Origin of the sequence: Amycolatopsis sp. NPDC088138 (genome assembly GCF_044741685.1) — a bacterium.
GTDB lineage: Bacteria > Actinomycetota > Actinomycetes > Mycobacteriales > Pseudonocardiaceae > Amycolatopsis.
The window spans coordinates 1,381,629-1,394,864 of sequence record NZ_JBIUTB010000001.1 but is presented as its reverse complement, the minus strand read 5'-3'; the positions used below and the strand labels follow the sequence as shown (position 1 = coordinate 1,394,864).

The following is a 13,236-nucleotide window of genomic DNA, read 5'->3' as shown; positions in this document are numbered from 1 at the left end:
TCCACCGGATTTCCGGTCACGGCACCAGCTGGCTCGCGCCCAGCTTCACCTGCTGCCAGACGGCGGCGGGATCGGCACCCTGCTGCTCGACGGCCTTGAGCGCCGGCGCGACGACCGTCTCCTGGATCTTCCCGTCACCGGGTCCCTTGTACTGCGGCTTCCCGACCTTGCGCGCCTGCGCGACGAAGACCTGCCCGCTCAGCGCGCCGCCGAAGTAGCCGTTCATCTCGCTGAGCAGGTCGGGCGAGGTGAAGGCGTCGACCTGGCTGGGGAAGTTCCCGCTGACCCGGAACGCGTGCAGCTGCTGCTCCGGCGCGGTGAGCCAGGCGGCCAGCGCGGCGGCCTCCTTCTGGTGCGGGCTCGCCGCCGGCACCGTGAGGTAGGAACCGCCCCAGTTGCCGCCGCCGTCCGGGAAGGCGTCGGTGATCGCCCACTTGCCCGCGCTGGCCGGCCCGGCCTGCTGCTCGATGGCACCGAGCATCCACGATGGACAGACCTTCGTCGCGAACGTCCCGTTGCGCAGGCCGGCGTTGCCGTCGTCGGCGAAGGCGGTCAGCCCGGCCGACTGGCCCTGTTCGACGGCCTTGGTGACCTGGTCCCAGGCGGACTTGAGCGCGGTGTTCGTGTCGAACGTCGGGCGGTCCTGCCGGTCGAGGTACCCGGTCGGGAGCTGGTTGACCATCGCGTTGAAGTTCTGCGCGGCGGAGTCGAACCAGGCCTTCCCCTTGGAGCGCTTGACGTACCGCTCGCCGGCCTGGAAGTAGCTGTCCCAGCTCGCGAACATCGTCTTCACCGAGCCGGGGTCGGTCGGGAGGCCGGCGGCGTCGAGGAGGTCCTTGCGGTAGCACATGGCGAGCGGGCCGATGTCGGTCCCGTAGCCGACGAGCTTGCCGTCCTTGCTGCGCCCGGCCTCGTACTTCCACTCCAGCCAGCGCCCGGGCTTCACGTCGGGCGGGCCGATCTCGGCGAGGTCGGCGAACTTCGCCGACTGCGCGAGCACGTCGGCGAGGTGGCCTTCCTCGACGGCCTGGACGTCGGCGAGGTCCTGCCCGCTCTGCAGCTTGGCCAGCAGGTCCTGGTGGTACGGGCCGCCCTGCTCGGTCCGGACCTGGCGGATGGTGATCCCGGGGTGGGTGAACTCGTACCCGGGGATCAGGTCGTCGTAGCCGAACTGCCCGAACGTCGCCAGGGTGAGCGTGAAGCTCTCCGGCGTGGCGGGGCCGCAGCCCCCGGTCAGGACCAGCAGGACGGCGGCCGTGACGGCCGCCAGTGTTCTTCGGAACTTCCTCACGTGTGCGCACTCCCGATTCGCGACTCGCGCTCGCACACGAGGGTGGGAGCGCTCCCGATTGGAGTCTTGTTTCCGCAGGCCACGGGTGTCAAGGTGGGCGACTGCGGGTGTCCGGACGGACACGGGCACGCGATGAATCGGTTAAGCACTGGGGTCAAGTTCTTGTGGTGCAACGGGTCCAGTGGAGGAGCGCGATGAAGCGTCCGACGATCACCGACATCGCCCGCGAGGCCGGAGTGTCCAAAGGGGCCGTTTCCTACGCCCTCAACGGCCGCCCCGGCGTCTCGGAGGCGACGCGGCACCGGATCACCGCGATCGCCCGGGAACTGGGCTGGGCGCCGAGCGAGACCGCGCGGGCGCTGTCCGGCGGCCGCGCCGGGGCGGTCGGGATGGTGCTGGACCGGCCCGCGGACGTCCTCGGCGTCGAGCCGGTGTTCCTGGCCCTGCTCACCGGGATCCAGCGTGAGCTCGGACCGGCGTCGCTGATCCTGCAGGTCGCGCCGGACCACGCCGCCGAGCTGGAGGTCTACCGGCGCTGGCACGGCGAGCGCCGGGCCGGCGGCGTGCTGCTGACCGGCCCCCGGCGTGACGACGACCGGATCGCCGAACTGCCCCGGATCGGCCTGCCCGCCGTGGCGCTGGGCGGCCCGCTCGGCTGCCCGGGCGTCCCGTCGGTGCGGGTGGACGACGCCGCCGCGGTCGGCGAGGTGCTCGGCTACCTGGCCGCGCTCGGGCACCGCCGGGTCGCGTGGGTCACCGGGCCGGGGGTGCTGGTGCAGACGCGGGTGCGGGCCGAGGCGTTCGCCGCGGTGGCCGGCCGGCTGGGCCTGGCCGGCGCCCGGACCGTCCACACGGACCACTCGGGCGAGGGCGGGGTGGCCGCGACCCGGCGGCTGCTGGCGGGAAGCCGGCCGCCGACCGCGCTGCTGTACGACACCGACGTCCTCGCCGTCGCCGGGCTCACGGCGCTGCGGGAGCTGGGTCTCGCGGTGCCGGCCGACGTCTCGGTGGTGGCGTGGGACGACTCGGCCCTCTGCCGCCTGGTCCGCCCGGCGCTGACCGCGGTGCGCCGCCCGGTCGCGGAGTTCGGCGCGCTCGCGGTGTCCGTGCTGCGGGACCTCATGACGGGCGGCGACCCCGGCGACGTCTGCACGTCACCGCCGTCCCTGGTCACCCGCGGCAGCACCGGCCCCGCGCGTCCAGGTCCGTGAATGGCCCATTGAGGGACTTGAAGTCCCTCAATGGGCCATTCACGGCCTTCGTCAGGTGCCGTGTCAGGTGCCTTGGCAGGTGGGGGACGGCTGGGCCGGGTTGGATCCGGACGCGTTGACGACCAGGCCGAAGGTGGTTTCGCCGTCGGGCGGGATCCGGCCGTTCCAGTCCGCGTTGCGCACCGTCACCACCGAGCCGGACTGGCTCAGTGTCCCGTTCCAGACGCTGCCGACCGTCTGGCCCGCGGGCAGCGTCCAGCCCGCCTGCCAGCCGCCGTAGGCCGTGGTGCTGTGGTTCATGATCGTCACCGTGGCCTGGTAGCCGCCGCTCCACGTGTTGGTGATCTCGTACATCGCCATGCACGAGCCGCCGGTCGGCGGGGGAGACGTGGGGGTCGACGGCGTGGTCGGCGGGGTGCCGGGGTCGTGCACGCCGGTGACCTCGCCGTGCCCGCCGTCGAAGGTGACGTCCGAGCAGCCGTAGAACGTCTCGGCGCTGTCGGAGCGCTTCCAGACCGAGTAGATGACGTGCCGTCCCGTCTTGTTGGCCGGGAGCGCGCCGGTCCACTTGTACTGGCCGTCGACGGTGCCGACCTGGCCGGTCACGGGCGGGTGGTCGACGGTCAGGAACGGCTGGTCCTCCAGCGAGTCCCAGGTCAGCGGCTGCGACGGGTCCCAGCCGTCCTTCGTCACGTAGGTGTAGAACCAGCCCGGGTGGGCGGCCCACGCGTTGTAGGAGAAGTCGAACGTGGACCCGGCGGTGAGGTGGGTCAGCGGCCAGTCGCCGACCTGGTCGAACCCGGCGTAGTTCGGGTTCCCGCCGGAGCACAGCTTCCCGTCCGGGATGAAGCCGCGGGTGCGCCCGGCGCCGTCGGAGCGCAGCACGGCGAACCAGTTGTACAGCGAGTTGGCGCCGCTGGTGGCCACCGCGGCCGAGCAGGCCGGGTTCTGCGGGATGATCTGGCCGGTCGAGCTCAGCCCGTCCTGCCAGCACAGGAAGGTCCGGCTGCCCGGTTTCATCATGGCGCCGTGCGCTTCGGCGGTGCCCGTGTTCAGCAGCACGGCGGTCAGGCTCGCCAGCAGTACCGTCACGGCGGCGAGGATCGTACTTCGTCTCCTGGTCACGTCAGTCCCTTCGTCGGGTTGCGTGCGTCGAAGACTGGGAGCGCTCCCAAGGTCAGGATACGCGGTGGTGGCGGCTTCGGGAACATCCCGGCAGGGGGCGGGTGACTCGCGCGGGAGCTTTGGCATACCTTGGGAAAGGCACCCGATCACCGGGCTGGTCAGTGGAGAAAGGCAAGGTTGTCGGAAAGTGGACATTCCGTCTTCGGTCCCCTCCTGGGTGCGGGCCGAACCCGCCCGGCTGCTCGGTTTCGCCGCGTCGGCGCCGCATCCCGCCGGCGGCTTCGCCTGGCTCGACGACGCCGGGCACCCGGTCCTCGACCGGCCCGTCGAGACGTGGATCACCTGCCGGATGACGCACGTCTTCGCGCTCGCGTCGCTGCAGGGCGTGCCGGGAGCGCCGAAGCAGGTCGCGCACGGCGTCACCGGGTTGACCGGGCTGCTCCGGGACCCGGAGCACGGCGGCTGGTTCGCCGCGGCGAACCCGGACGGGCCCGCGGACGACGAGAAGCGCGCGTACGAGCACGCCTTCGTCGTGCTGGCCGCCGCGAGCGCGGTGGCCGCCGGGGCCGAGGGCGCGGACGCGCTGCTGGCCGACGCCCTCGAAGTCTTCGAACGACGGTTCTGGGAGCCGGGCCACGGCCGGGTCGCAGACGTCTGGGACCGCGGCTGGACGCGGCTCGAGGACTACCGCGGCGCCAACGCCAACATGCACACGGTCGAAGCGCTGCTCGCTGTCAACGATGTCACCGGCGACCCGGTCTGGGCCGCCCGTGCGTTGTCCATTGTGGAGCAGCTGGTGCACGGCGAAGCCCGCGCGCACGGCTGGCGCCTGCCGGAGCACTATGACGCGGAGTGGCACGTGCGCCTGGAGTTCAACCGGGACGAGCCCGCGCACCCGTTCCGCCCGTTCGGCGTGACCATCGGGCACCTGCTCGAGTGGTCCCGCCTAGCGGTACACCTGAAGCGCGCGCTCGGTGCCGGCGCACCAGAATGGCTGGTGCCGGACGCCGAGGCGCTGTTCGCCACGGCGGTGCGCGACGGCTGGGCCGTCGACGGGCACCCGGGCTTCGTCTACACGACCGATTTCGACGGCGTCCCGGTCGTGCGCAACCGGCTGCACTGGGTGGTGGCCGAGGCGATCGCCGCCGCGTGGACGCTGCACCAGGAGACCGGCGACCCGGCCTACCTCGCCCGGTTCGAGGAGTGGTGCGAGCACGCCGAAGGCTGCTTCGTCGACCGGGAACGCGGTTCGTGGCACCACGAGCTGGACCCGGAGAACCGCCCGGCCGCGACCGTCTGGGCGGGCAAGCCGGACGTCTACCACGCCTACCAGGCGACGCTGCTGCCCGTGCTGCCGCCGGCCGTGTCCTTCGCCGGGGTGCTGTCCCTCGACCGGGGCGCGGTGGCCGAAGGAAGCTGATCACGCCGGTAGGCTCGGGAGGTCGCTTCCCTCCCGACAAGGAGAACCATGTCGCCTTTCGCCGCCGCCGCGGACCGCTACGCGGGCATGCCGTACCGGCGCGCCGGGCGCAGCGGGCTCAAGCTGCCCGCCGTGTCGCTCGGCCTGTGGCACAACTTCGGGGACGACAAGCCCCTCGACGTCCAGCGCGCGGTGCTGCGCCGGGCGTTCGACCTCGGGGTGACGCACTTCGACCTGGCCAACAACTACGGCCCGCCGCCGGGCGCGGCGGAGGCGAACTTCGGCCGGCACTACGCCGCCGACTTCCGCCCGTACCGCGACGAGATCCTGGTGTCGTCCAAGGCGGGCTACCTGATGTGGGACGGCCCGTACGGCGAGTGGGGCTCGCGCAAGAGCGTCCTCGCGAGCCTCGACCAGAGCCTGGCCCGCACGGGTCTGGACCACTTCGACATCTTCTACTCGCACCGCCCGGACCCGGACACCCCGATCGAGGAGACCATGGGTGCCCTCGACACGGCGGTGCGGTCGGGGAAGGCGCTCTACGCGGGCATCTCCAACTACTCGCCGGAGCAGACGGAAGCCGCGCTGCGGGCGCTGCGCGAGCTCGGCACGCCGCTGCTGATCCACCAGCCGTCGTACTCGATCCTGAACCGCTGGGTCGAGGAAGGCCTGCTCGACACCCTGGGCGAGCACGGCGTCGGCTCGATCGCGTACTCGCCGCTGAGCCAGGGCCTGCTCACCGACCGCTACCTCGACGGTGTCCCGGCCGGCTCCCGCGCCGCCGGGGCCAGCCCGTTCCTGACCGAGGACCGGCTCACCGCGGAGACCCTGGCCACGATCCGGGCGCTGAACGACGTCGCGAAGCGGCGCGGCCAGTCGCTGGCGCAGATGGCGATCGCGTGGATCCTGCGCCGTGGCCGCGTGACGTCGGCGCTGATCGGCGCGAGCAGCGTCGCCCAGCTGGAGAACACGGTGGCGGCGGTGGCGAACCTCGAGTTCACGGACGAGGAGCTGGCGGAGATCGACCGCATCGTGGCGGACTAGCAGCCGATCCGCGCCGGTCCGGTGGCGACGTCGTCGAACCAGAACGTGTCCGCGTCGGTGCCGTAGCTCTCCCAGCCCAGCCTCAGGTCGGTGAGTGACGGGTGCCAGGCCCTCGCGAGCCACTGCTGGTCGACGTCGGGGGTCGGGACGCCGTCGACGACCAGGCCGGGCACCTCGGTGCCGTCCAGCCAGGTCCGCAGCTGCCCGGCGGGGCCGTCGATGCCGAACTCGAAGCACGACCAGGTCCCGGTCGGCAGCGGCACGCTCTGCGCGACGCCGGCCGGGCTCTGCGCGGGCAGGGTCGCGTCGTCGGACTCGCGGTTCCACTGCAGGGCCCGGTTCTGGCCGCCGGCCCGCAGGTCGCGGCCGCCGTCGGCACTGTCCTTCAGCGCCATGAACGCGACGTGCCCGGCGGGCAGCTGCGTCGTGTGGCGGACCCAGAACCGGCCGTACCGCACGCTCCCGGCGGCCAGGGCCGTGCCGAGGAAGGCGTGGTTGCAGTACCCGCCCTGGCCGGTGACCTTGACCGAGCGGGTGCCCGAGTGCGCCACCGTGGCGTCGACGGTGACCGTGCCGGTGCCGGTGCAGTTCGCCGCGCCGACCGTCCACCGGCCACCCGGGGTGGTGCCGGTCTGCTGCTCGAAGTCGTCGCAGACGTCGGCGCACCCGGCGGGCGGCGGCGAAGAAGTGGTCGTGGTGGTGGGCGGGGCTTCGCCGCCGCACGAAACGCCGTTGAGAGCGAAGTCGCTCGGCGCGGGGTTGGTGCCGGAGTACGTGCCCTGCAGCCCGAACGTCACGGTGCCGCCGGCGGGCAGGGACGCGTTGTACGACAGGCTCTCCGCGGTCACGGCCGTGCCGGACTGGCGGACGGTCGCGTTCCAGCCGGACGTCACGACCTGGGTGCCGGTGTAGTGCCAGGAGAGGGTCCACGACGAGAGCGCGGCGGCGCCGTTCGTGACGGTGACCTGGGCGGTGAACCCGGTCGTCCACTGGTCGGCGTGGTAGTCGACGCCGCAGGCGGGAGCGGCGGCGGCCGGGCCCGCGGCGAGGACCGCGGTGGTGCCCGCCGCGGCGAGGCAGAGCCCGCCCAGGGCGGCGGCGAACCTCTTCATCGAAGTTTCCTTCCCGATAACCGGGACACCGGACACGAACAGGGGCGCCGCGGCGGAAGCCACGGCGCCCCTGGTGTTTCGTGGCTTCGGTCTGGCGACCTCGGCCTGGCATGGGAGCGCTTCCAGCCGACGAGAAGGTAACCCCGCCGTATCGTCGTTGTAAAGCGCGACCCGGACGTGACCCGATCCGGTGGACGGCTTTCCGGGGCCGGTTCCCCGGGATCGGCCACTGAACGCTCCTGAACGGCCGAACCTGTTGGCGTGAAAGGAATGTCTCGGTCGCGCTGCGCCACCGGCGGAAACGGGTGGATGCCGCCGTTGGAGTGGATTCCGGGTTGTTCGCGGGAGATCGCCACGAGGTTTACAGCCGCCGGGCCGCGCGGTAGCGTCCACCGGTGCTGGGAGCGCTCTCAGGTGTCCTGTCGTGCACAAAGGAGTGATCGATGCGTTCCGGACCAGCACTGCTCGGCGCCGTCAGTGCGCTCGCCGTCGTCGGCGCGACGACGGCCTTCACCCTCGGCACGCCGACGCCCGCCGCGGCGGCGACGGCCTGCGAAGTCGGCTACACCGTGAACGACTGGGGGAGTGGCTTCACCGCCAACCTCACCCTGAAGAACGTCGGGACGACGCCGCTGTCCGGCTGGCAGATCAGCTGGACCTACGCCGGCAACCAGCAGCTGCAGCAGGGCTGGAGCGCCACCTGGTCCCAGACGGGCAAGACGGTCACCGTCACCCCGGCGGGCTGGAACGGCACCGTCGCCCCGAACGCCTCGGTCACCGCCGGGGCCAACTTCGGCTACAGCGGCACCAACACCGCACCCGCGTCGATCAGCGTCAACGGCGCGCCCTGCGGCGGCACCCCGCCGCCGACGACCACGACCACGCCGCCACCGACGACCGTCACCACGACCCCGCCGCCGGCCGGGGGCGCACCCGCCCTGCACGTCGCCGGCAACCGCCTGGCCGACACCGCGGGCACGCCCGTCACCCTGCGCGGGGTGAACCGCTCCGGTGGCGAGTTCGCCTGCGTGCAGGGCAACGGCATCTTCGACGGCCCGATGGACGCCGCCTCGGTGGCCGCCATCAAGAGCTGGCACGCGAACGTCGTGCGCGTGCCGTTCAACGAGGACTGCTGGCTGGGCCTGCCGAACGTCGAACCCGCCTACGCCGGCGCGACCTACCGCGCCGCGCTCAAGTCCTATGTGGACCTGTTGCACCAGAACGGCCTGGTCGCGATCCTCGACCTGCACTGGACCCAGGGTGCCTACACGGGAAACTCCTCGGCGTGCGCCGACGTGAACTCGACGTGCCAGAAGCCGATGACCGACGCCGCGCACGCGGTGGACCTGTGGACGTCGGTCGCGAACACGTTCAAGGGTGACGACGCGACGATCCTGGACCTGTTCAACGAGCCCTACCTCGACCGCGCGGTCTCCGGCTCGGCCGCGGCCTGGACGTGCTGGCGCGACGGCGGTGCGGCGTGCTCCGGCATCGGCTACACGGTGGCGGGCATGCAGACGCTGGTGAACGCCGTGCGCGCGACCGGCGCGACCAACGTGCTCATGCTGGGCGGGCTGGCCTACTCCAACGACCTGACCCAGTGGCTGCAGTACAAGCCGAGCGACCCGGCGGGCAACCTGGTGGCCTCCTGGCACTCGTACAACTTCAACACCTGCAGCTCGTCGTCCTGCTGGGACAGCCAGCTCGCCCCGGTCGCGGCGGCCGTGCCGCTGGTGGCCGGCGAGATCGGCGAGAACGACTGCGCGAGCGGCTACGTCACCGGCCTGATGGACTGGCTCGACCGCCACCAGGCGTCCTACCTCGGCTGGACCTGGAACACCTGGAACTGCTCCACCGGGCCCGCGATGATCTCGGCCTACGACGGCACGCCGACGGCGTTCGGCGCGGGGATCCGGCAGCACTTCCTCGCCGCGGGCTGACGCTTTTCCCGCCGGGCGCGTTCGCGCTGCGCGCCGGCGGCCGCACGTGCATAATGAGCGACGGTGCCGGCCGACGACCCCCAGGTCGGCCGGCACCTCTTATGCCCGCATCCGCGCTTTCCCGGGTATCGCGGCTTTGCCGCATCGGAGGCCGTCACCGTCACGCTGCGGTACTGTCGGTCCGTGCACCAGTACTCCGGAAATCGTTGGATGAACGATGAGTCGACAGGTCAAACCAGGGAGTAAGCCGTACCGTGCACAGCTGCGCGACCGGTTGGCAGCCTTGGGGTTTCCCGCTGAGGCCATCCCGGCGCGCGTGGCGGAGAACCTGATCGTCGACTGCGGGGTCCCGCCGCGCACCGCCTGGCGGCTGGCGTCCGAGCTGTCGCTGGACGTGGCGGCACACCAGTTCAACACCCTTACGGGTGACCCCCGCGCGGGTATGCGCGGCACCCGCATCTGGGAGTACGAGCAGTGGCCCGAACGCGGCGTCCGGCCCACCGTCGCGGCCCTGCGGGTGCTGGCCCAGGTGTACGGCACGAGCTGGAAGTCCCTGCTCGGGCTGCGTGACCTCGAGCAGCTCCCGGCCAAGGACCTCGCCGAGTACCACGCCGACGTCGAGCCCGCCGCGACCCCGCAGGCCGTCGCGGAGGAGCTGCCGTACCCGTCGCGTGCCGTCGCCCGCGTCGAGCCCGGCCCGGAGGCCGACGTCGGCGCGGGTTCGCTCGACGACGCCATCCTGCTCACCAAGACCAACGTGGACGACGTCCAGCTCGACGACCTGTGGTCGGACCTCGACTTCGTGGGCGGCGCCTACACGCGGACCGCGCCCGACTCGGCGCTCTCGCAGCTCGCCGTCGTCGGGGAACGGACGGCCGCGCTGCTACGGGGCCGTCAGCGTCCGAAGCAGACCCAGGACCTGCTGCTCGTCGGGGCCAAGTGCGCGTCGATGATGGCGTGGATCGCCGGTGACCTCGGGCGGTTCCGGCTGTCGCGGGAGCTGAACTCCGCCGCCTGGCTCTACACCCAGTACGCCGACGACTTCCTCGCCCGGCGCTGGGTGCGCACCTCGCAGGCCCGCGTGGCGTTCTGGGCCGGCAGCGGCGTGGAGTCCGCGAAACTGGCCGCCGACGGGCTCAACTACCAGGTGGGCGGGCGGCTCACGGACGCGCCGCTGATCCTCGCCGAGGCGCGCGGGTGGTCGTCGGTGCAGGCCGAGCCACAGGTGCTGGACGCGATCGCGCGCTGGACCAGCATCGAGGACCCGGAGCTCGGCGCGGGTGGCGAAGACCGGTTTTTCAACATCACGAAGGACCGCCGGCACTACATGGCCGGCACGTCGCTGCTGTCGGTCGGGCAGGCCTCGGCGGCGTTGCGCGAGTTCAAGACGGCGCGAGAGGCCCACGAGAAGCTGTCGCTGGAGAACCGGTGGGGCGCCATGGACCCGATGATCCGGATCGACACGGGCCGCGCGCACCTGCGGCTCGACGATCTCGAGGGGGCCGCCGCCCAAGTCGAGCCTTTACTGATCGCCGATGTGGGCAGACAGCCGGACATGGTGCGTGCCATGCTCAAGGTCCTCGCCGACGAACTGTCCGGTCCGCGCTGGCGGAACGTCACGGCGGCCCGCAACCTCGCGGAGGCGCTGCTGGACGCGCAGGCGTCGGCGCGGCCGTGACGATCGACCCGATCCGGATGGAGGTGCCGATGGCAGAGCCGGATGGTTCTGCACGCCGCGCACTTCACGATGCCCCTCGAACCGGCTCCCCTCGACCGGCCGGCACCGCCCCGGACTGGGCACTCGACGGCCGCACGCGCCGGCACGTCGTGGTGGTGGCCGACCGGTTCGCCCGGTTCGCCCGCGGGGACCAGGTGTTCACGGTGTCGGGGCTGCTGGCCTTCATGGGCACCGGCGGCCCGGACGTCGACGGCTGCCACTGGGTCGTCCACCCCGGACAGGGCGTCGACGGGACCGACCGCGACCTGCTGGAAGCCGCCGCCGACAAGACCGGCGGTGTGGTGGCGCTGGTGGACCCGGCGGCGTTCGGGCCGGTGCCGGTGGCCCCGGAGGTCGTCCACAAGCACCGCCCGGAGAACGTCCTGCTGGCCGGCGTGCACAGTCCGGAAGCGACACTCTGCCAGGCCGGCCTGCGCATCCACCGGGACAACGAGCTGGTCCTCGACCACCACACCGGTGAGCACGTGCAGGGCATCGTGATCATCGAGGCGATGCGGCAGATCTGCATCGCGCAGTTCGAGACCGCGGTCCGCCCGTCCCTGACCTCGTCCGGCTACGCGGGGGTGTGGAAGCGGATCGACCTGTCCTTCGAGGACTTCCTGTTCCCGCTGCCGGCCACGGTCGAGTCGCGCATCGAGGAGTCCGACCTCGCGCGGGCCCACCACCTGAAGTTCCGGGCCACCGCCGCCGTGCGCCAGGACGGGCGCACCGTGGCCACCGCCGGCATCGACTACGCGATGATCCGGCTGGACCGCATCGACACCCTGGAACGCCGCAAGGCCGACCAGGCGACCCGCGCCTATCTCGGCTGACGCGGGGAACACCCGGCGAAACCACTGCGGAAGGAAACCCCACGACGATGTCCGACGCGTCCTTCGCCCAGGGACTGGCCCTCATCCAGCGGCTCGGCGGGGTGGACCGCCCAGCCGTGCTGGACCTGTTCGCGAGCATCGGCGAGGCCGAGTTCGGCGAGCAGTGTGTGGGGTTCATCTACGGCGACGTCTACCACCGTCCCGGCCTCCCGCTTGCGGACCGGCAGCTGGCCACGGTCGGTGCGCTCGTCGCGCTGGGTTACGCGGGTTCTCAGCTGCAGTTCCACGCCAAGGCGGCGCTGAACGTCGGCTGCACGCGCCGTCAGCTGGTCGAGGCGGTCATCCAGATCAGCTCGTTCGCCGGGTTCCCCGCGACCCTGAACGCGCTGGGGGAGCTGAAGACCGTGTTCGCCGCCCTGCCGGCCGAGGAACCGCCGACGGGGGAGGCCGCGGACGTGCCGTGGGCCGGCATCGAGGACCGCTACGAGCGCGGCCTGGCCGCGATGAAGGCCGTCGACGGCGACGCGGGGGAGAAGGTCGCCCAGGCGCTGGAAGACATCGCGCCGGACCTGGCCCGGTACATCGTCGAGTTCACCTTCGGCGAGATCTACACCCGGCCGCACCTGACCCTGCGGCTGCGCGAGATCGTCACGATCGCCGCGTGCGTGGCGCTCGGCACCGCGACCCCGCAGCTGAAGGTGCACCTGCACGCCATGCTCAACGTCGGCGGCACGGAGAAGGAGATCGTCGAGACGATCCTGCACCTGGCGTTCTACTGCGGCTTCCCGGCCGCGCTCAACGCCATCGCGGCCGCGCGGGAAGTGTTCGCGCAGCGGTGACCGCGCTCGAGAAGCTGCGCGTGGTCGCGCTCGACTGCGACGGCGTGCTCATCGACGACACGTACCTGGACATGATCGCCCGGTTCGTCACCGGCCACGGCGGCGTTTACGACGCCGAAGCCGAGCGGGACGTGATCGGGCTGCGCGACCTCGTCGTCGCCGAGAAGGTCACCCGGCTCTGCGACCTGGACCAGCCGGCCGAGGAGACGCTGAAGCAGCTGTGGGCCGCGCGGCAGGAGTACCTGCGGGAGCACCCGATCCGGGTCGCCGAGGGCGTCCAGGACTGCCTCTCGGCGCTGGGCGGGCTGCCGGTCCGGCTCGTCTGTTACGGCGGGCGGACCCGGGAGCACACGTTCGACCGGTACCTCGGCGACTTCACCGCGCTGCTCGACGCGGAGGTGCCGTACGTGAGCATCAACGAGCACCGGCCCGGTGTCGAGCACATCGCGCGCACGGTGTTCGACGTCGGGTTCGACGAGATCGTGTTCGTCGACGACGTGAGCCGGGTGGCCGCCGACGCGCGCGAGCACGGCGCGGGGTTCATCGGGTTCCCCGCGAGCCCGGCGCACGCGCGGCAGCGGGAGTTCATGGCCGGCTACGGCGTCCGGCACCTCCCGGTGTCACTCGCCGAACTGACGCCGGAACTTCTCGGGACCGTCGACGAAGAGCTCGCGACTTCGACACACTGGCCCCGTTGACGACTT

Annotated in this window: 11 protein-coding genes; 8 read left to right on the top strand and 3 right to left on the bottom strand. The window is 72.0% G+C overall.

The window, feature by feature from the left end; translation table 11 throughout:
• Positions 1-16: 16 nt before the first annotated feature.
• Complete coding sequence (locus tag ACIOD2_RS06265; RefSeq protein ID WP_400534972.1) at positions 17-1,291, bottom strand: ABC transporter substrate-binding protein; 1,275 nt, start codon at positions 1,289-1,291, stop codon at positions 17-19.
• Between the two features lie 194 nt (positions 1,292-1,485).
• Between ACIOD2_RS06265 and ACIOD2_RS06260 the strand changes: the two genes are divergently transcribed.
• Positions 1,486-2,502 carry a LacI family DNA-binding transcriptional regulator gene (locus tag ACIOD2_RS06260; protein WP_400534970.1) on the top strand — a complete coding sequence of 339 codons (1,017 nt, stop codon included), beginning with the start codon at positions 1,486-1,488 and terminating at the stop codon, positions 2,500-2,502.
• A gap of 63 nt (positions 2,503-2,565) precedes the next feature.
• Here the strand turns inward: ACIOD2_RS06260 and ACIOD2_RS06255 are convergent, their stop codons facing one another.
• On the bottom strand, positions 2,566-3,594 hold the full coding sequence (locus tag ACIOD2_RS06255; protein ID WP_400534968.1) for a lytic polysaccharide monooxygenase: 1,029 nt from the start codon (positions 3,592-3,594) through the stop codon (positions 2,566-2,568).
• Positions 3,595-3,814: 220 nt separating this feature from the next.
• On the opposite strand from ACIOD2_RS06255, the gene ACIOD2_RS06250 reads away from it, so the two are divergent.
• Together ACIOD2_RS06250 and mgrA are read left to right on the top strand one after the other, a co-directional pair.
• Positions 3,815-5,047 carry an AGE family epimerase/isomerase gene (locus tag ACIOD2_RS06250; protein ID WP_400534966.1) on the top strand — a complete coding sequence of 411 codons (1,233 nt, stop codon included), beginning with the start codon at positions 3,815-3,817 and terminating at the stop codon, positions 5,045-5,047.
• Positions 5,048-5,095: 48 nt separating this feature from the next.
• The gene (gene mgrA / locus ACIOD2_RS06245; RefSeq protein WP_400534964.1) at positions 5,096-6,091 is read left to right on the top strand and encodes an L-glyceraldehyde 3-phosphate reductase; all 996 of its coding nucleotides are present in this window, start codon (positions 5,096-5,098) and stop codon (positions 6,089-6,091) included.
• Here the strand turns inward: mgrA and ACIOD2_RS06240 are convergent.
• Positions 6,088-7,203, bottom strand: a complete 1,116-nt coding sequence (locus tag ACIOD2_RS06240) for a cellulose-binding domain-containing protein (RefSeq protein WP_400534962.1) — start codon at positions 7,201-7,203, stop codon at positions 6,088-6,090. The genes mgrA and ACIOD2_RS06240 overlap by 4 nt on opposite strands.
• Positions 7,204-7,646: 443 nt before the next feature.
• Here ACIOD2_RS06240 and ACIOD2_RS06235 point away from each other — a divergent pair, with 443 nt between their 5' ends.
• The 5 genes from ACIOD2_RS06235 (at position 7,647) to ACIOD2_RS06215 (ending at position 13,230) form a co-directional block, all read left to right on the top strand.
• Positions 7,647-9,143 (top strand): cellulase family glycosylhydrolase, encoded by a 1,497-nt coding sequence (locus ACIOD2_RS06235; RefSeq protein ID WP_400534960.1) that lies wholly within the window; start codon positions 7,647-7,649, stop codon positions 9,141-9,143.
• Between the two features lie 316 nt (positions 9,144-9,459).
• Positions 9,460-10,821, top strand: coding sequence for a hypothetical protein (locus tag ACIOD2_RS06230; protein ID WP_400534958.1), 1,362 nt, complete (start codon positions 9,460-9,462; stop codon positions 10,819-10,821).
• Between the two features lie 29 nt (positions 10,822-10,850).
• Positions 10,851-11,693: an AfsA-related hotdog domain-containing protein gene (locus ACIOD2_RS06225; protein ID WP_400534956.1), complete on the top strand. Its 843-nt coding sequence runs from the start codon at positions 10,851-10,853 to the stop codon at positions 11,691-11,693.
• 47 nt (positions 11,694-11,740) lie between these two features.
• Positions 11,741-12,532: a carboxymuconolactone decarboxylase family protein gene (locus ACIOD2_RS06220; protein WP_400534954.1), complete on the top strand. Its 792-nt coding sequence runs from the start codon at positions 11,741-11,743 to the stop codon at positions 12,530-12,532.
• On the top strand, positions 12,529-13,230 hold the full coding sequence (locus tag ACIOD2_RS06215; RefSeq protein WP_400534952.1) for an HAD family hydrolase: 702 nt from the start codon (positions 12,529-12,531) through the stop codon (positions 13,228-13,230). Before ACIOD2_RS06220 ends, ACIOD2_RS06215 begins: the two co-directional genes overlap by 4 nt.
• The last annotated feature ends 6 nt before the right edge of the window (positions 13,231-13,236 follow it).